The organism is Planococcus glaciei (genome assembly GCF_900099655.1).
In the GTDB taxonomy this organism is placed as follows: Bacteria; Bacillota; Bacilli; order Bacillales_A; family Planococcaceae; genus Planococcus; species Planococcus glaciei.
In genome coordinates this window covers 154195-173223 of record NZ_FNDC01000005.1, presented here as the reverse complement: position 1 = coordinate 173223, position 19029 = coordinate 154195, and the positions used below count along the sequence as shown (strand labels likewise).

The window sequence follows — 19029 nt, the reverse complement described above, 5'->3', positions numbered from 1 at the left end:
TATAGCGGCATAAAAAAAAAGATTGTTAGCACAATCTTTAGGTGTTCCTTTGAAAATTTTTAGATATTTCAAACTTGCGAGATAGTTGGTATGACTATTCTTGGATACTTGTAATTTCGTTGGATTTTGGAGCTGGATCCAACTTTTGAATAGGCAATTCCACTTTTACTTTCGTCCCTTCGCCTTTGTTGCTTGTAATTTCTACGCCGTATTCTTCCCCGTAAATCATCTGGATGCGTTCATGGACATTGCGAATGCCGATGCCGCTGAAAAGATGGCGTTTCTCTTTGATGTCTTCTTTTGTGTGGTCGCCTTTTATCTCCATGCCGTCGCCGTTATCCACGATTTCACAGACCAGGTTGCCGTGTTTTTGCGACACCAGAATTTGGACGAAGCCTTCTTTTTTCTCGTTGAATGCATGGAAAAAGGCATTTTCGATGAACGGCTGCAAAATCAATTTCGGCAGCTGGCAATCCAGGCAGTCCGGCGAAATGAAGAAATTCACTTTGATGCCGTTGCCGTAGCGTGCCTGGTTGATCAAGACGTAGTTTTTCAGATCCGTTATCTCCTGTTCCACGGTGATGGTTTGGTCCACATTGCTGAGGGCATTTTGCAATAACGAAATCAGTGCATGGATCATATCGGTCGCTTTTTCCTGTTTGCCTTGCTGGACCATAAATTTGATGGAAGCCAGCGTATTATACAGAAAATGCGGGTTGATCTGATGCTGCAGCGCCATCAATTCCGCGCTGCGCTGCTTTTGTTCGGCTTGGACGACCAAGTCTACATACTCCTGCAACTCGTTGAGCATGTAGTTGAACGCGTTGGCAATTTTCTTTGCCTCGTAGCCGCCTGTTTCAGCAACCGGCTTGTTGAAATCGTATTTGGCGATTGTCGAGATTTGTTTGACCAGCCGGCTGATCGAATTGGTCATCCGCCGCGAGATGATGAACACTACGATAACAGCGAGCAAGACGATGCCGAGGCTGATCAGCAGAATTTCTTTGGTGTTGATCAAATTTTCCAGCACCGCGTCTTTGTCCACCAGATTCACCAAATACAAATCATAGGTCGGCAAGTACTGCGACATCAGCAAGTAATCGGTATCGAACACCTGAACATCTTTGAATTCCACTTCTTCGTTTTCAACTTCTTTTGCCATTGACAAAAGTTCCGGTGTTTCCTGCCCGATCATTTCTTCCTGGTTGCTGGAAACGATTTTGCCGGTTCTGTCGACAAGCAGCACTTTGTTTTCAGTGCTCGTATACCCCTCGTAAAGCTCTTTCCAATCCTCTTCGCGGATCGGGAAATACAGCACGCCGTAAATTTCACCGGTCGACCGTTCCATCAGCGCTTTTGTCGCCACAAGCATCGGTTTGTCGTTGAAAGAAGTGGACGGCATAAATTGATAAAGCAGCCGGTTTGGCTCATTGAACGCAGCTTCGGTAATCGGATGGTTTCGCAGCACTTCCCAGGAAACCGGCCAATTTGAATAGTTCATATTGTACAGGCGCTCATTTCGCCCGAGCACGATCATGTTGGCGTCATACGCTTCCACCGTCGGGTAAATGCGTTCGATCTGCCGGCTGATGTCGTGGTAGGATTTCGACGTTTCAATCGCACTTTCGTTTTGCTGGGTCAGTACCCTTTTGATGGTGCCGTTGTTCTGCACTTCGTTCATCGCATTGACGATGGCGAAGCTGTAGTCTTCAAACCTTATCTCGATCTGCTCCAGCGCCTTCGTATTGGAAATGCTGAACGTGTCCATAAACAAATTGGAGGACATGCGGATGGAACTGAAAGTGATCAACAGTGAGACCGCCACGATGCTGATCACCATGATCAGGAACATCTTAATGAACAGGCTGTTATTTCTTAAGATGAGAAACGCCTTTTTCTTCATTTTCATGCTGGGCTTGGATCTCCTTTCGGTAACTGCCTGGAGACATCCCGGTAATGCGTTTAAACACCTTGCAGTAATAGCTGTGCTCTGAATACCCGACCATGCCGCTGATGTTTGAAATCGAGACGGTGCTGTTTTCTAAAAGCTCCATCGATTTCTTGATCCGGACGCGGTTCAAGTATTCGCTGAACCCTTCCTTATGGTGCGTGCTGAAATAAGACGACAAGTACGAGGCATTAAAGTGAAAATGGCCGGCAATTTCCGATAGCCGCAGGGGTTCTGTAAAATGCTGCTCAATATACGCGAGAATGAGATTCAGGTTTTTGGCCTGTTCGCTTCCCTTGTCTTCTGAAAGCAGGATTTCACGCACTTCCCCAAGAAAGCCATTGAGCTCATCCAGTGCTTCGTTTACATGAGCGGCTTCGTTGATCTTCGTGAAATAGCTGTATTTTTTTTGCTCGAGTTCCTGGATATCGTATTTCATCGTATCCAGCAGCACAATGATATTGAAAACGACATTGCCTAAAAACGACTTGAATTCAAAACTGTCGTTGCTGTAACGCCCTGCCAAGTAATCGGCATGGTTTTCCAGATAGGTAAACGCCGCATTGAACAAGCGGTCTTTGAACATGTCGATAAAGTGGTTCAAATCAAAAGTGGCTTGTTTTGCCTTTTCTTCCGGCAGCCCATCAAACGTAAAGAAGGTCTGCTCCGGCAAGTAAAACAAATACTTTTTCATTATCAATAGGTTTTCATCATGCACTCTTTTCAAATCGCCGATGCCATCGAACGGTTTGCCCAGCATCCACACGCCATCCCGGTTTTTGCTTGCCAGGGTTTCGACGGCTTGTTTGATCCAATCCAGCTGCCCCGGATTAAAATTGAACAAAAGCAGCGCATCGGATTCGCCCGAATCCAGCACGAAAACGGACGCTTCTTCAGGCAGGGCGTGCTCGAAAGCCGCTTTCAGTTGAGAGCGTTCCAAATTTCCTCCCTGTACGCTCGCCAACATAAACTGGCTGCCCGTGAAGGCTGCAGACAAGCTATCCATGTCTGCGGACAGGCCATACCCGAGAATCAGCTGCTCCAACACTTCTTCAGTTGAGCGTTTCGGTTCTATCAATGATGCGGCGTGGTGCAGATCCGGAATCCGGCTCGCTGCCTTGTTTAAGATCCGCAATAATTCAGGGCCATTCAATTTCGGCTTCAATATATAATCAGCAACTCCGTTTTGGAACGTCGAACGCACATAATCGAAGTTTTCAAAACTGCTCAGCACAATGATTTCGATTTCCGGAAATGCCAATTTCGCTTCTCTCACCAAATCGATGCCGTCCATAATCGGCATGACGATATCCGTAATAACAATATGCGGAGAAAATTCCGCGATCATCTGCATTGCTTCTTTTCCATTTGAAGCTTCTCCGACAATTTGAAATCCTTCTTGTTCCCACTCGATGTAATTGATGATTCCCTGCCGGATCAGCATTTCATCATCAACAATCAGAACTTTGCATGCTTCTCCCATGAACGTGCCCCCTTCGCATTTAACCCTTTAGACATCCATTTTTTCTCTCTTTGTGTCGGGTAAACCGGTGTTCACTCGCATTAATCTACAGACATAGTATCATCTTTTTATTGTCAGATGTCGATTTTTCGGTCCTATTCATTCAGGCGAATAGAGTTCCCAGACAGTAAAAAAGCACCCTGAAACAGCATTATTCGGTTTGTCTTCCAATTCATTCGGAGGAACTGGGACACAAGCAGGCTTCCCATCGTTTTAAGTTATCGCCTTTTATTGAAACATTTGGAAACTTGCTGCGTAATATAGGTAAGGACGGTGATCAATCTGGAATACATGGTGTCTTTGTCGATGTTTATGATGGTGTTCTATTTTGTATTATTTGCAGTGGTGATTTATCTAGTGGCGAAAGCATTCAGTTTGGCAAACGAGCGGAATGCACTGTTAAAAGAAATTGCGGAGGAACTCCGGCGAAGGTAGTTTTTCAGAAAGGGGCTTGGTCGGGATGGGATTGATTCGCTTTTTGTTCATGAAAAAGAAATGCCTGGTCCACACTGCGTTCGGCAACGAACGGTATTATAGCGCCGCCAGTAAATTCAGCGCGCACGGTATTTCCTTTGACGTTGTGCGGAAATCAAATATCAGCATGATGGATATGGCTTTTGGCGGCGGCGAACGAAGCGCCGTGCCGTTTGCGAAAAACGCGGAGATCAACAATGCGCAATACGATTTTTATGTAACAAAGGAAGATGAACATTTGGCGCAGCGGGCTTTGCGTTGAACCATAAAAACTCATACTAAAACCGCAGCCACTGGACTGCGGTTTTACTGTTCTTCATTCATACAATAATCACTTGCAGCAAAACCGCGATAAAGATCATGCCTACGATAAACGCGGGAAAACTGCTTTCCCGTTCTTCCGGCAGTTCGTCGTTCAGGATGTTCAAGACCACACCGCCCGTCAGAAACGACGACATGAACGCTAAGGTCAAGTCACTGGCATGCGTCACCTCGTATAGAATCCATCCGGTTAAAACTGAAAAAGCCAGCACCCATCTCCCGATCCGCGTATAGAGGTCTTCGTGCGTCAAATGGAGAATGCGGTTATTGGCGATAAAATGGAACGAAAAGACGATAAAGTAAACCACATAAGCAGCAATATTGTCGCCGCTCAGCTCCTGAAGCAAATAGCCGATCAAACCATTGTACAAAGCAAAAGCGCTGATTTCAAGAGCGAAGACCGACACGGATGGCCGCGTCAGATTCTCTTTCCGCCGGTTTTCCCGCTCGGATTTCTCGCTCAACTGATTGATGCCGTAAAAAACCGCGACACCGAGCAGCGCCGACATATACGTCACATAGTCCACTTTTTCAAGCCAGGGAACCAAGGCCGCTTCATGTGCAACGTCCTGGTAATGCGTCAGTTCGGGCACCAGATGCAGCAAAACGTAAGCGATGGAGCCGCCCGAAACGAGCGACACAAGCCGGTTCGTCATCCGCTTCTCCAAGCGCTTGATGGCATTCGTAAAGATGTGCACAATCATAAAACCGATGATGACAAGCAGACTTGGAATAAACATGGCCCCACCCCTTCGGAAAATCGTCTTGGGAATGAATATCGGATAACCTTGATAACGCGTAAACAATCGCCTTGATGGATGAATTCGGCGTTTATCATTTAAATTTGGCCTAAAAAACCGCAGCCCAGCGACTACGGTTCAGCCCTTACTTATTTTGCATAAACTCATAATACCCGCTCTTGAAAAACTCATACCATTCGTCAATTTCTTCTTGCGGAGCCGACTCGAGCGCCGTCATCACTTCTTTGCCGAATTCCAGGAACGCCGAGCCGTTTGCGGTGATGATGTTGCCGTCACGGACTGCCTGCTGCTCCACATAACGGGCTGCATTCGTGTAATTTTCGCCAGCCGCTTCCTGTAGTTCATCCAAACGGTTGCCCGTATGCTGAATATTATTCAAAACGCCGTTCATGCCAAGAAATTCCGTTGCCCCGCAAATGGCACCGAGGACTTTATGGGCATCGAGCGCCTTTTGCACCAGCGCCATGACCGCCTTGCTCTCCTCTTTATGCCACGAATTCCCGCCGATTAACACGAGCCCCGCAAAATCGTTGCCCACTTCGTCCACCGTATAATCCGGCACCACTCGGAACCCGCCAATCGACGTTACCGGATCTTTCGAAAGCGACACCGTCTTCACTCGGTATTTCCGCTCGCCCGTTTCCGGTTCTTCGTTCAACGCCGCAGCAATTGACGCCGCTTCCCAATCCGCATACTCCTCCAACACCACAAACAGCACTTCCTTCACGCTCATTCCGCTCATTCCGCTCTCTCCTTTCGAGATAAACTCTATTGTCGAAGCTTTATTTACCTGCATTATAGCATTTCGCCGAATTTGAAAGAAGCCTCTGGAACCCTGGTTACCCAATACCGGCGCACCTTTTAGGCCCGCACTAAAAAATACGGCCGGTTTTCCGGAAATACGCTCAGTAAAGGTTAAAATATGCTCGATAAAGGTTAAAATACGCTCGATAAAGGTTAAAATACGCTCGATAAAGGTTAAAATACGTTCGGTCCAAGTTAACAGCCGGATGAATTCGCTGGAGCCACACAACTGTTCAAACTCCTGCCATCAAAAATTGATATTCAATTTATATTCGTCCGTTATCATAACGGAGGTATCATTTTTAAACTAAAAGAGGAGTGGCAAACATGAATAAGTTCTTAAACCCGATCACCGACTGGGTCTCCACGAAACGCGGCATGTGGATCACCATCATTGCCTGGATCGTTCTCGCAGTCGTCTTGACATTCGGACCCAGTCTGAACGACTACAAAGTCGCAAACTTCCAGTCGCTGCCGGATGACGCACAGTCGATCATCGCGGACCAGAAACTGAAAGAGTATTTCCCGGATGACCAGGGAACCCCCGGCATCCTCGTCTTCCATAACGCGGAAGGCGACGTCGATTTAACAGCCGTCCAGGACATCCTGGCAGGCATTACGGACGCTAAGATTGAAGGCATCGACTCGATTGTCGACATCAGCCAGCTTCCGCCCCCTGCTTTGGCAGGCTTTTATTCCGAAGACAACACGACGATGATCATCCCGATGACGCTCCAAGCAGGGCTTGGCAGCGCCGACTTCGCGGAGATCAACGATGAAGCTTCCGAAATTGGCAGCGACATTGCCGCTGATTTTGACAACATGGAATTCTACATCACAGGACCGGCCGGCATTGCAGGCGATACGGTGAAACTGTTTGAAGAAGCGGACTTCGTGCTCTTGATCGCGACTGTTTTGATTATCCTGGTTCTGTTGATCGTGATTTACCGTTCACCATTACTTGCCATTATTCCGCTGTTGGCAACGGCGATTGTCTATCAAGTGGTCAACCAGATTCTTGCCTTCATGGGCAAAGGCGGCTTGGAACTGACAAGCCAGACGACGTCGATTATGAGCATTTTGTTGTTCGCAGCCGTCATCGATTACTCCCTGTTCGTGTTCTCCCGCTATCGCGAAGAACTGAACCATTATGAAAGCAAATACGAAGCGATGAAATACGCCATGCGCGCAACCGGTGAACCGGTCTTCTTCGCAGGCGGCACCGTACTTGCAGCAATGCTTGTCCTATTCTTTGCGGACTTCCGCGACTACGCGAACTTCGCACCGATTTTCGGGACTGCGGTATTTGTCATCATGATTGCGTCGATTACATTAGTGCCAGCACTCTTCACACTGTTCGGCCGTAAAGCGTTCTGGCCGAAAGTGCCGAAATACGGCGACGCGAAAAACGTCAAGCACGGCATCTGGGGGCCAGTTGCGAAATTTGTCGTCAACAAACCTGTATTGTCCGGTGGCCTTGTCGCAATTTTGATGATCATCTCGGCCATCAATGTTATCAACCTGGAATTTGAATTCGACACCGTGAAATCATTCCCGGATGATATGCCATCACGCGTCGGCTATGAAATTGTCGAAGAGAAATTCGAAAAAGGCGAAATCGCGCCTTCTACTTTATTGGTCGTCAGCGATGAGCCGATTTCGGAAGAAGCAGCTGCTGCTCTTTCTGAGCAATTGACAGCTTACGACGAAATTGCCTCTGCCCGTCTTTCCGGCCAAACCGAAAACGGCGAAGCCGTGAAATACAACTTAGCCTTATCCATTAACCCGTATACAACAGAAGCGCTTGATTTCGTAGAAAACTTGCGGGATGACAGTGCAGCCCTTCTTGAAGAAGCGGGAATTGACGGCGAAACGCATTTCGGCGGCATTACGCCAAAACTGGTGGACGAACGCAATGTCAACAACAGCGACATCTACAAAATCGTAGCGCTTGAAACGATTTTGATTCTGGTGCTCTTGTTTGTCCTGACCCGTTCATGGAAAATGCCGTTCTATATGATGGCAACGATCCTATTCTCTTATGTATCAGCGCTAGGCTTGGGAATTTTCCTTATCGATGTGCTGTTCGGGTTTGATGCCATCAGTACGCGCGTGCCGGTCTATGCGTTCATCTTCCTGGTCGCACTCGGCATTGACTACAACATCATCCTGGTATCGCGCTTTATGGAAGAGCGGAAAACCCGCAAAGTGAAAGACGCGCTCGAAGTGGCGATCCGCAATACCGGCGGCGTGATTTCAAGCGCCGGAATCATCCTGGCGGCAACATTCGCAGCCCTTACGACGATGCCGATCGCCGATTTGTTCGTCTTTGGCTTTATGGTATCCATTGGGATCCTGATCGATACGTTCCTCGTGCGCGGCATGCTGCTTCCGGCCCTGATTTTGTTTTTTGAAAAAGACAAGTAAACCCTGCATAATGGAATGAGCTGATAGCCCGGCTACCAATTATGCCGGGCTTTCTATTGATGGGGAGGAATTCCAATGAAAATACTCGTCGTGGACGACGACCTTTATATTCAGCAGCTGGTCGCGATTCATCTCGGCAAGGAAGGCTATACCGTCTACAAGGCAAGTGACGCGGAACAGGCGCTCCTGCTGCTTGAAGAGCTCACCGTCGACTTGGCCATTGTCGACGTCATGATGCCCGGAATGGATGGGTTTGAATTGACCCGAATCCTGACGCAGGAGCTGGAGATCCCGGTAATTCTGCTGACGGCAAAGGGGCAGCTTGACGACAAGGAAAAAGGCTTCCTGTCCGGGTCCGAAGATTATATGGTCAAACCGTTTGAACCGCGCGAGCTGTTGTTCCGCGTCGCAGTCGTACTCCGGCGTTCCGAGCGTTCCCTGCAGGAAAATCTGAACGCCGGCAATCTGTCGATCAACCGCCGCAATTTCGAAGTGGCCATCGACCATGAAACTTTGATCCTGCCGCTGAAGGAATTCGAAATCCTGTCGGTCCTGGCGGCGCGCGCCAATATGGCGACGCCCCGCAGCCTGTTGATGGAACAGGTTTGGGGCGAAGACAACGAAGGCAATGAAATGACCTTGAACACCCATATCAACCGTATACGGGACCGGCTGAAGCGCTACGGCGCCAATGTCGAAATCCATACACTGCGCGGCATCGGCTATAAACTCGAGGCGCCGAAATGAAGTCGCTGTACCGCCAATTTATCGTTTCTACGCTGTTCATCCTGGCCATTTCCATTTTGATCGGCTTTGCCATCGCCAACTTTTTCTATTTGACGGTCACAAAAGAACAGGAAATTGAGAAAAACATAGCCGTCGCAGGAGAAATTGTGTCGACGGTCAATTATGTGCCGTATTCGAAAGAAAGCTTTGACCGGTACTTGGAAGCGGTGGCGAAGCTCGGCTACCAGATTGCGGTCGTCGACAGCAGCGGCGGGAAAACCTTTTACGGGGACGCGTTTGACGACACAGCGTTGCCGCAGGAAGCCGATCGCGTCATATCCGACGGCGTAATGTATACCGGCCTGGATGATTTTTCGGGCAAAATTTTCATGATTTCCCATTTCTCGAACAAGCTTCATAACACGGTCGGGGTGCCGTTTACGTTTGAGGATGAAACCTACGGACTTTTCATCCGGCAGGACACGAAACTTGTCGCGACCGATATCCACGCCGTCCTGATCGGGTTTGTCGGCGCCATCGGCATTGTCAGCATTCTTGGCATGATCTGGATGGCCCGCCAATTGACACGCCCGATTGTCCAATTGACCGAAGCGACCCGCTACATTGCACGCGAAAACTACAGCTACCCGCTGGAAATCAAGCGCAACGACGAGATCGGCCAGCTGTCGGAAAGCTTCAACTTGATGCAGACGCAATTGAAGCACAACGATCTCGCGCGGAAATCGTTCATCAATAACGTCTCGCACGATTTCCAGTCGCCGCTCATGAACATCCAGGGCTATGCAGACCTGTTAAAGTCGCCGGACCTGTCAGACAGCGACCGCCTCGCCTACACGTCGATCATCGACCAGGAAGCGAAACGGCTGTCCAGCCTGACGCGGCAATTGCTGCTGCTGACTTCGCTTGACCAAGGCGCCTACCCGATGAAAGCTGCCGAGTTTCGCCTCGATGAAAGTCTGAAAAGCGTTATCCAGAAATACCGCTGGCGCCTGGAAGAGGAAGACATCGACATCTCATACAAGCTGGCCCCGGTTTTATTCCACGGGGATGCGGAACTGCTCCAAAACGTCTGGGACAACCTGCTGACCAATGCCATCAAGTACAATAAACCCGGCGGCAGTATTGAAATCAACTTGCGTTCGACTGATAATGGGATAGCGGTGTCGTTCAAAGACAGCGGCATCGGCATTGCGGAAGACGCCATCCCGCAGCTGTTCGAGCGCTTTTACCGCGTTGATGCGGCACGCAAAAACGACGGCACCGGGCTCGGTTTGTCCATCGTCCAGCAAATTGTCACGCTGCACGGCGGAACGATCGGAGTCCAAAGCCACTCCGGAGAAGGAAGCGAATTTACCATCACCTTCCCGTCTCCGGAAACGAAACATTAACTTACTGGAGGTTCTTACTATGGAAAAAACCTGGAGTCTACGCTTGATCCAGTTCGCAGCCATTTTTGGCTTTATTGGCACATTTCTTGGTTCACAAATGGCGGGCGAAATGGATTATTCGCTGCGCCCCGTCCACGCCCACATCTTAGTCGTCGGCTGGCTATCGGTATTTGCCTGGGGCATTTTCTACCGCGTCTATACGGTCAAGTACAAGAAATTGGTTGCCGTCCACAGCGTCCTCGCCATGGCCGGCGCATTCGGCTTAACGGCCGGCATGTGGATTTACAACTTGAATCCGTTCAATTGGAATGAAACATTGGTGATGATTCTGTTCATCATCGGCGGATCATTGCTCTTGCTTGCTTTCCTGTTGTTTGTGGTCATTTCGTTCTTGACGGAAAAAGAGTAAAAGTGGATAGGCCTTTTCCAGGGTGCAAAACTTGGAAGAGGTCGTTTTCATCTGACTCCGCCCCAGTAGTATACTTTTTATACTTAGATTATCTTTAAGTGTTCGCAATTTTGTTAAGGAGTGATAAAAATGAAAGTCTCTCCATATATAGAAGCGTCTTTTCAGGTGCTCGGGAAAAAATGGACCGGACAGCTCGTCCATTATTTATCGCTATGTGAAAATCAGACAGCGCGTTTCTCGGACATCAAGCGCGACATCAAGGGCATTACCTCCAGATCGCTGTCGCTGAAGCTTTCCGAACTTGCAGAAGAAGGCCTGGTTGAGAAAGCCGTGGAAAGCGGTGCATCCGGAGCCATGTATCGCCTGACCGAAAAAGGCAGCGCTTTGGCAGACAGCCTCCAGCCCTTGCAGCAATGGGCTCGGCAGTACATGGAAATCGAACGCCAAACTGACAAGGAATCCTCTTAATGGGATTGGTTCTTTTTGAATCAAAAAGCAGATCGACCAAATAAATCAGAAGGAAAGCCGCCGCATTGGCGGCTTTCCTTTTTTGTTCTTTTCCGTTTGGGGAATGTTTTCATGCACAGCTCCCTGAAATTCATTACAATAGGAAGATGAAGCTTTATAATATATTTACTCGAGGTGTTCTATTTGTATAAATTACCGAGAAAGCATTTTTGGCACGGACCGATCGACAGCGAGTCAGACCGGGATAGTTTCCGCTTTCACCAAAGCGTCGAATTCGTGAGCAGCATCGAGGCGCCGAAAGGCTCTTTTTCCATCCTCGGCTTTGAATGCGATGAAGGCGTCCAGCGCAGCGGCGGACAGGCCGGAGCTGCCGAAGCACCGGACCAGATCCGGAGCCAGCTGGCGCAATTGCCCGATCATTTGGGCGGGCGCCCGCTTATTGATTCCGGCACCGTGATGCAAAAAGATGGCAAGATGGAAAAAGCGCAGCGGGAACTGGGCGAACACGTCAGCAATTTGCTGCGCTGCGGATCGACGCCGATCATCCTCGGCGGCGGACACGAAACCACTTACGGCCATTATTGGGGAGCGCGGCGCTTTTTCGGCGCTGATGCGAAAATCGGCATCATCAGCATCGATTCCAATTTCGATCTGCAGGAGTCGGATCGCCCGCATGCCGGCACGATGTTCAAGCAGATCCTGGAGTCGGATGACAATGCCGGCTACCTGGTGCTCGGCGTCCAGCCGCTCGGCAACACGCGCGCCATATTCAATCAGGCTGACAAGCTCGGCGCGCAGTATGTGCTTGCGGAAGACCTTGCGCTGCGCGACTTGCAAAGCACGCAAAACGTCATCGATGCATTTTGCGAGAAGCACGACCACATTATCGTCAGCTTCTGCATGGAATCCCTATCATCGTTCCATGCCCCGAGCATCGTCGACGCGTCACCGTTCGGGCTTGAACCAGTCGTCGTGCGGCAATTGCTATGGCACATCGTCGCCAACCCAAAAGTGCAAAGCTTCGATATCTCCGACGTCAATCCGACAATTGACGAGAACGGCAAGACCACAAAGCTTGCAGCGTATTTGGTAGCCGAAGTGATGGCTGCGTTCAATTAAATCTTTTTAGTGCACCAGCTGAACTTAGCTGGTGCGTTTTTTATGTTTGGGCATCTGTCTTTTAAAGGGTTTGCGGTTTCGTTTTTAGAATACGCTCGGTTGTCTAAAGAATACGCTCAGCTAAGGTTAAAATACGCTCCATAACTCCGCATATACGCTCGGCGACAACAAAAATACGCTTCTGCCCCACAAATCAACCTGAAACTTCTGCCCCTCTCTTCCGTAGAATAAGCAGAAGTCTTTTATGAAGGAGGGATTCCATGGAAATCGGATTATTTGCATTGGCGGCTATACTTGGTCTTGCCTTTCTGGTGCTTATCGGTTTTGACATGCGCACGAAAGCACAAGTGAACATAGCGAAAATCCAGCTGGAGCGCGACAAGATTGCGCTGGAACAGAAGAAGCTGGAACTTCAGCAAAAAGGCCTTTAAGCATTCATACATAACAGAAAACCGTCCGGTTCCGGGCGGTTTTTCCTTCCGCAAAAATGAGAATTTTTCCTCCTCCAAACTTCCTCCAAAATAGTTAGTCTTCCCATTTTCGGGTAAAATATAAGTAACTAAACACCTCTGTCGCTGATGCTTACTTTTCTCGCTTGCCTTAGGTCAACCTGAGAGGCGGTGCATAGCATGTTTGAAGAAATGAGGACCCGTGACTTTGTCCGCTGGATGTTTTTCGGAATACTGATTGCCGCCTTTATACTGGTGCAGCTTTCGCCAAATCCGCTCGTCTTGGATGTCGGCATCCAGCTGACCTTTTATGTGATTGTGCCGGTCCTGTATTTCGGGCGGCAGTTTCAAAAGCAGCAAGTGCCGCTGTCGCGCGTCGTGTTCTTAAAAGGCGCTTCGCGTTGGTTGTTGCCGCTCGCCGGCCTTGTCACTTTGTCGACGTTTTTTTCCATGGCGATGCTTTGGCTGCAGCTGCGCGTCTTGATGCCGGTCGCTCCCTGGATGGTCGACTCACTTCTCGAGCGGGCACCGTTTCCAGACAACACTGCATATCTAATCACTGTATCGCTCATTGTTGCAGTGATTGGACCCATTGCGGAAGAATTCATGTTCCGCGGGCTTCTCCTAAAACGGCTGATTTCCAAGACGTCGATGTGGGAAGGAATCGGGACATCGAGCCTGTTGTTCGGGATGCTCCACATGGACTTTTTCGGCGCGTTCTTGTTCGGCGTGACGGCGTCGATTTTGTATTTGCTGACGGACAATCTGCTGATTCCGATTTTGCTGCACATCTTCCATAACTCGCTTGTTGTCGGTTTGATGTTCATCAGCCCCGGCTGGCCCGAATGGCTGACCGTGATGGAAAGCGCGGACATCTACACGAAAGCCGTGCCGAATGCGATTGTCCTGTTCGTCACCAGCATCCTGATCTTCGCGGTCATCCTGCGGCTGGCGCAAAGCTTGAACAAGAAAAAAGAAAAAGAGAAGTACCAGGCCTTCTTAAAAAAACAACGGGAAGCCCTGCAGAATGAACCCGATCATCCCGAAATGCCTTAACGGCGTTTTGGGATATATTTTTAGTTCCATAAGCCGAAACTCCTGCTATACTGGATTTATTCTACATAAGGAGTGCACGAATGTTTGAGAAAATGAAGTTTCGTTACATTGTCGGGATTACCCTGACTGTTTACCTTTCGCTGATTTACGCCACGACCGTTTTCCCGATGAGCGAAGACTTGGAATGGATCCTGGTATCGGTGGCTCTTTACGGGATCGTGCCCGCCTGGTTCTTTACCTATCAGTTCCGCCTGCAGGGCGTGACGCTGTCCACGTTCGCCTTTACACAAGGCATCGAACGCTGGATCGGCGCAGTTATTGGGCTGATTGTCGGGTCAATCGCTTTTTCACTGGGCTTTTTGTGGCTTCAGCTGAACGTCTTCGGGTCGATTGCACCGGGCTGGGCTGCTTATTTGCTGGAGCCGGTTCCGCTGCCGGCAAGTCCGCTTTACTTGGCTATCACGGTTGCCATTATGATTTTGCTTGAACCGATTGCGGAAGAATTCATTTTCCGCGGCGTGCTGTTGAAGCGGATGGCGCTGAAAACTTCCCGCTGGGGCGGTGTGTTCATCTCGAGCCTGCTGTTCGGCTTGATGCACGATGACATTCTTGGCGCGTTCCTATTCGGCATCATTGCGGCCTTGCTGTATTTGAAAACGCAGAATTTGCTGGCACCAATCATTTTGCATATCGCCTACAACGCTTTTTATGCGCTCACGATGGCCTATGTCCCAACTTGGCCGGAAGCACTGCGTGTGCAGGAAATGTCCGAAATCGCTGAGAAAGCAGTGCCGAACCTCATCGTTCTTGCCATCGGCACCTTATTATTAGTCGGCTTTGCCGCTTGGCTGATCCGTGAAAACGTTTGGAAAAAGAACCGGAAAGTCGTCTTTCTCAATAAAAAAGGGTTTAAAAATTAATAAAAACCGCTCAACAACTTGTTGAGCGGTTTCTTTTTATCCAAATTAAATGGCCACTTTCTCCGAAAACTGGCTGTTGTACAAATCGGCGTAAAAGCCGTTTTTCTCAAGCAGTTCGGTATGGGTGCCTTGTTCGATGACATTCCCTTTGTCCATCACGAGAATCAAATCGGCATCTTTGATGGTTGACAGGCGGTGCGCAATAACGAAACTTGTGCGCCCTTCCATCAGCCGGTTCATTGCCTGCTGGATGAAGATTTCCGTCCGCGTATCAACGCTTGACGTGGCTTCGTCCAAAATCATGATCGGCGGGTCCGCCAATATGGCGCGTGCAATCGTCAAGAGCTGTTTTTGGCCCTGTGAAATATTTGATGCTTCTTCATTCAGCACGGTGTCATAGCCGTCCGGCAGTGTACGGATGAAATGGTCCGCATGCGCGGCATCGGCTGCGGCGAAGATTTCTTCGTCGGTCGCACCGTTTTTGCCGTAGGCGATATTGTCTTTGATGGTGCCGTTGAAAAGCCAGGTATCCTGCAGCACCATGCCGAAGCTATGCCGGAGCGAGCTTCGGGACATTTCGCGTGTATCCAGACCGTCGATTAGGATCCGTCCCGCGTTCAATTCATAAAAGCGCATCAACAGGTTGATCAACGTCGTCTTGCCGGCACCCGTTGGCCCGACGATGGCGACTGTCTGCCCCGGTTTCACTCGGATGTTCATGTCGTGGATCAGCAATTCTTCGCCATAGCCGAAGTCGACTCCTTCGAACACCACCGCGCCTTTCGCTCTGTCCAGGCTGACTGCTTCGACTTCCTTCTGTTCTTCCGGTTCATCGAGCAGTTCAAAGACACGTTCCGCTGCCGCCACCGTCGACTGGACGATGTTCGCGATATTCGCCGCTTGCATGATCGGCTGGGTAAACTGTTTCGAATACGTGATGAACGCCTGGATGTCCCCGATCGAAATCGCCCGCTGCGTCACGAGAATCCCGCCGACAACGCTGATCACCACATAGCTGAAGTTACCGATAAACGTCATGAGCGGCATGATGATCCCCGAGATAAACTGGGCGCGCCGCCCCGCTTCGTACAATTCGTCGTTCACTTGTTCAAACTTGGCCACTGCTTTTTTCTCATGGCCAAATGCCTTCACCACCGGATGCCCGGTGTACATTTCTTCAATATGGCCGTTCAATTCGCCGAGCGAGCGCTGCTGGTTGGCGAATTGTGTCTGCGACCGCTTCAAGATCGGCTGGATGACAAACAGCGACAGAGGCAATGAAACAAATGCGATCAAGGTCAATAATGGACTGATCGTCAGCATCATGACAATGATACCGACCAACATCACAACCGACGTAATAAATTGCGTCAAGCTTTGCTGCAGCGTACTGCCAATGGTATCAATGTCATTCGTCATGCGGCTTAAAGTTTCACCGTTTGGCCGGCCGTCAAAATAATTCAAAGGCAGCTTCTCGAGTTTTTTATTCACATCCTGGCGCAAGTCATACACCGTATCCTGCGCCACCGTCGACATGATGTACTGCATCAAATAACTGAAGAGGCTGCTGAAGATATACAATCCGGCCAGCACCAACAGGATTTCGCCAATGACGCCAAAATCAATGCCGGCACCCGGCGTTCCCTGCAGTTTGCCGTATGCCCCTTCGAACAATTCCGTGATGGCGTTCCCTGTCAGTTTCGGTCCGACAATCGAGAACACCGTACTTAAAATGGCAGCGAGGAAGACTACCGTCAAGCGCTTGCTGCGCGGCTTCAAATACCGGACGAGCCGTCTGAACGTCACTTTGAAATTTTTCGGTTTTTCGGCAGGCATGCTCATGCCTGGAGGCCCGCCGTGTCCGCCGCCGGGTCTGCCGCCTGGAGGCCGTTTTTCGTTGCTCATGCGATCTCCTCCTCTGACAACTGGGAATAGGCGATTTCCCGGTAGACTTCGTTGCTGTTCATCAATTCTTCGTGCGTGCCCATGCCGACAACCCGCCCGTTTTCCAGGACGATGATGCGGTCGGCGTCGACGACCGTGCTGACGCGCTGCGCCACCAGCAAGACCGTCGCATTTTTCGTTTCATCTTTCAGCGCTTTGCGGAGCCGTGCATCCGTTTTGAAATCAAGCGCTGAAAAACTGTCGTCAAAAATATAAATATCCGGCTTCCGGACAAGCGCCCGGGCAATCGCGAGACGCTGCTTCTGGCCGCCCGACAAGTTCGAACCGCCTTGCTCAATTTCGGTCGCGTATCCTTCTTTCAGCCCACTGATAAATTCAGTCGCCTGTGCAATCGAGACGGCGTGTTCAAGTTCTGCCTGCGTCGCTTCTTCTTTCCCGAAGCGGATGTTGTCGGCAATCGTGCCGGTAAAGAGAATCGATTTCTGCGGCACAAAGCCGAGCTTCGAACGCACTTCATCCTGCGACGCATTCCGGATATCGACGCCGTTGACCCGGATGGCCCCGCTTGAAATTTCATAAAAACGCGGAATCAAATTGATCAATGTCGACTTCCCGGAGCCGGTCCCACCGATAATGGCGGTGATCTCACCCGGCTTCGCTTTGAAAGAGATGTCCGACAGCGCGGGTTTCTCGGCTCCCGGGTAACTGAAGGTCACGTTTTCAAACTCAAGCGTGCCGCGTTCATGGTCCGCCGTATCGTTGCCCAAGTCCTGGAATGACGGTTTCATATCCAGCACTTCGTTGATGCGGTTCGCCGAAACGGCGGCACGCGGCACCATGACGAACATGACCGACGCCATGACAAGTGCAAACATGATCATCATGACGTATTGGATAAAGGCCATCAAATCACCGATTTGCATCGCCCCGTTGTCAATGCGGATGCCGCCGAACCAAATAACCGCCACAACCGTCAAGTTCATGACGAGCATCATGACCGGCATCATGAATGCCATGATTTTATTGACCCGGATAGAGACGTCCGTCAAATCGCGGTTTGCTCCTTGCAGCCGGGCTTTTTCTTCCGTTTCGCGGTTGAACGCCCGGATGACGCGGATGCCGGTCAGGTTTTCACGCAGCACCAGGTTCAGGCGGTCGAGCCGCTTTTGCACTTCCTGGAACAACGGCATCGCTTTTCTGAAAATCAAAATGATTGAACCTGCCAGAAACGGCATTGCGCCGACAATGACCAGCGACAATTTCGCATCTTGGGAAATCGCCATGATCAAACCGCCGACGAGCATGATCGGTGCGCTGATGACCATGCGCAGCATCATCATGACTACTTGCTGAATTTGTGTGATGTCGTTTGTCGTCCGGGTAATGAGCGACGCCGTGCCGACCTGGTCAAACTCCTGCAGCGAAAATTTCTCCACATGCTTGAACACGCGGCCGCGAAGGTCACGCCCTAAACCCATTGCAGCTTTTGATGAATAGTAACTCGCCGTAATCGAAGCAACCGCCCCGAGCGCGGAAATCAACAGCATCCAGCCGCCGATCTGCCAGATATAAGGGATGTTCCCTTTCACGACACCGTTGTCAATGATGTCCGCCATCAATGTCGGCAAAAAGAGGTCCGCCATCGACTGGCCAAAAATCAGAAGCGTGACAGCGACAATAAGCCATTTGTAGACACTCAAGTTTTTTAGAATTCGTATCATTTGCGCTGCTCCTCTAACTCACGCACATCCAAATGCGCGGAAATGTGCTGGTGGATCTCCAGCAGTTTTTCGTATTGTTCATCGCTCAGCGACTCCACGGCTTCCTGGAACCGCTGATGGCTTCCGCCTTCCTGCTGGTGGACTGCTTCGACAAGCGACACGCCTTTTTCGGTCAACGCGAGCTGCATTTCCCGCCGGTTGTCTTCCACTTGCCGGCGGTCCAAAAACCCGTCACGAACCAGGCCATCCACCGCCTGGCTCAAGGTGCTTTTCGGGAGGAACGTCACTTCCCCTACCTTCTTCTGCGTCATCTCTTTGCATTTTCCAAGCGTCATCAAAATTGCGTATTGCGGCATCGACAACCCATTCCGGGCTGCCGTCTGCTGCTCCAGGCAAATCAAGTTTTTCTGCACATTCCGGAATGACCGCATCAACTGGATCGAACGCGTTAACTTTTCATTTTCCTCTTTCATGGTCCATGCTCATCCTTCCGTTTTCGAACAGTTCCATTTCGAACCATCTTTTTCGATAGCTTAAATCTACTCCTATCCATCTAGAGAGTCAAAAAGTTGGATCGGTTTTCGAGCTTC

18 protein-coding genes are annotated in these 19029 nt (G+C 50.0%); 11 read left to right on the top strand and 7 right to left on the bottom strand.

Annotated elements, in window-relative coordinates:
• Nucleotides 1-94 precede the first annotated feature (94 nt).
• Both BLQ32_RS08710 and BLQ32_RS08705 read right to left on the bottom strand, forming a co-directional pair.
• Nucleotides 95-1909, bottom strand: coding sequence for a cache domain-containing sensor histidine kinase (locus tag BLQ32_RS08710; RefSeq protein WP_074510049.1), 1815 nt, complete (start codon nt 1907-1909; stop codon nt 95-97).
• On the bottom strand, nt 1869-3431 hold the full coding sequence (locus BLQ32_RS08705) for a response regulator transcription factor (protein WP_074510048.1): 1563 nt from the start codon (nt 3429-3431) through the stop codon (nt 1869-1871). The genes BLQ32_RS08710 and BLQ32_RS08705 overlap by 41 nt, the downstream gene beginning before the upstream one ends.
• Before the next feature lie 312 nt (nt 3432-3743).
• Here BLQ32_RS08705 and BLQ32_RS19830 point away from each other — a divergent pair, with 312 nt between their 5' ends.
• Nucleotides 3744-3905, top strand: a complete 162-nt coding sequence (locus BLQ32_RS19830) for a hypothetical protein (protein ID WP_175557094.1) — start codon at nt 3744-3746, stop codon at nt 3903-3905.
• 25 nt (nt 3906-3930) lie between these two features.
• Entirely contained in the window at nt 3931-4206 is a 276-nt protein-coding gene (locus tag BLQ32_RS08700) for a hypothetical protein (protein WP_074510047.1), read from the top strand.
• A 58-nt stretch (nt 4207-4264) separates the two neighbouring features.
• Here BLQ32_RS08700 and BLQ32_RS08695 read toward each other — a convergent pair whose 3' ends face one another.
• Nucleotides 4265-5005, bottom strand: coding sequence for a hypothetical protein (locus BLQ32_RS08695; RefSeq protein WP_074510046.1), 741 nt, complete (start codon nt 5003-5005; stop codon nt 4265-4267).
• A 145-nt stretch (nt 5006-5150) separates the two neighbouring features.
• A complete protein-coding gene (locus tag BLQ32_RS08690; RefSeq protein ID WP_342342116.1) occupies nt 5151-5768 on the bottom strand; it encodes a type 1 glutamine amidotransferase family protein in 618 nt (205 codons plus the stop codon).
• Between the two features lie 389 nt (nt 5769-6157).
• Between BLQ32_RS08690 and BLQ32_RS08685 the strand changes: the two genes are divergently transcribed.
• The 9 genes from BLQ32_RS08685 (at nt 6158) to BLQ32_RS08650 (ending at nt 14813) form a co-directional block, all read left to right on the top strand.
• Entirely contained in the window at nt 6158-8257 is a 2100-nt protein-coding gene (locus BLQ32_RS08685; protein ID WP_074510045.1) for an MMPL family transporter, read from the top strand.
• A 75-nt stretch (nt 8258-8332) separates the two neighbouring features.
• On the top strand, nt 8333-9004 hold the full coding sequence (locus BLQ32_RS08680) for a response regulator transcription factor (protein WP_074510044.1): 672 nt from the start codon (nt 8333-8335) through the stop codon (nt 9002-9004).
• Nucleotides 9001-10392 carry a sensor histidine kinase gene (locus BLQ32_RS08675; RefSeq protein WP_074510043.1) on the top strand — a complete coding sequence of 464 codons (1392 nt, stop codon included), beginning with the start codon at nt 9001-9003 and terminating at the stop codon, nt 10390-10392. The genes BLQ32_RS08680 and BLQ32_RS08675 overlap by 4 nt, the downstream gene beginning before the upstream one ends.
• Before the next feature lie 19 nt (nt 10393-10411).
• The gene (locus BLQ32_RS08670; RefSeq protein ID WP_036802324.1) at nt 10412-10801 is read left to right on the top strand and encodes a hypothetical protein; all 390 of its coding nucleotides are present in this window, start codon (nt 10412-10414) and stop codon (nt 10799-10801) included.
• 129 nt (nt 10802-10930) lie between these two features.
• Nucleotides 10931-11269: a winged helix-turn-helix transcriptional regulator gene (locus tag BLQ32_RS08665; RefSeq protein ID WP_036802321.1), complete on the top strand. Its 339-nt coding sequence runs from the start codon at nt 10931-10933 to the stop codon at nt 11267-11269.
• Nucleotides 11270-11452: 183 nt separating this feature from the next.
• On the top strand, nt 11453-12388 hold the full coding sequence (hutG, locus tag BLQ32_RS08660) for a formimidoylglutamase (protein WP_074510078.1): 936 nt from the start codon (nt 11453-11455) through the stop codon (nt 12386-12388).
• 260 nt (nt 12389-12648) lie between these two features.
• Nucleotides 12649-12819 (top strand): hypothetical protein, encoded by a 171-nt coding sequence (locus BLQ32_RS19825; protein WP_157833094.1) that lies wholly within the window; start codon nt 12649-12651, stop codon nt 12817-12819.
• A 198-nt stretch (nt 12820-13017) separates the two neighbouring features.
• Nucleotides 13018-13893, top strand: coding sequence for a CPBP family intramembrane glutamic endopeptidase (locus BLQ32_RS08655; protein ID WP_074510042.1), 876 nt, complete (start codon nt 13018-13020; stop codon nt 13891-13893).
• Between the two features lie 80 nt (nt 13894-13973).
• A complete protein-coding gene (locus BLQ32_RS08650; protein ID WP_074510041.1) occupies nt 13974-14813 on the top strand; it encodes a CPBP family intramembrane glutamic endopeptidase in 840 nt (279 codons plus the stop codon).
• Between the two features lie 45 nt (nt 14814-14858).
• Here the strand turns inward: BLQ32_RS08650 and BLQ32_RS08645 are convergent, their stop codons facing one another.
• Genes BLQ32_RS08645 through BLQ32_RS08635 form a run of 3 tightly spaced genes read right to left on the bottom strand, consistent with a single transcriptional unit; the run spans nt 14859 to nt 18912 of the window.
• Nucleotides 14859-16718: an ABC transporter ATP-binding protein gene (locus BLQ32_RS08645; protein WP_074510040.1), complete on the bottom strand. Its 1860-nt coding sequence runs from the start codon at nt 16716-16718 to the stop codon at nt 14859-14861.
• Nucleotides 16715-18439, bottom strand: coding sequence for an ABC transporter ATP-binding protein (locus BLQ32_RS08640; RefSeq protein ID WP_074510039.1), 1725 nt, complete (start codon nt 18437-18439; stop codon nt 16715-16717). Before BLQ32_RS08640 ends, BLQ32_RS08645 begins: the two co-directional genes overlap by 4 nt.
• The gene (locus tag BLQ32_RS08635) at nt 18436-18912 is read right to left on the bottom strand and encodes a MarR family winged helix-turn-helix transcriptional regulator (RefSeq protein ID WP_074510038.1); all 477 of its coding nucleotides are present in this window, start codon (nt 18910-18912) and stop codon (nt 18436-18438) included. The genes BLQ32_RS08640 and BLQ32_RS08635 overlap by 4 nt, the downstream gene beginning before the upstream one ends.
• Nucleotides 18913-19029: the final 117 nt, after the last annotated feature.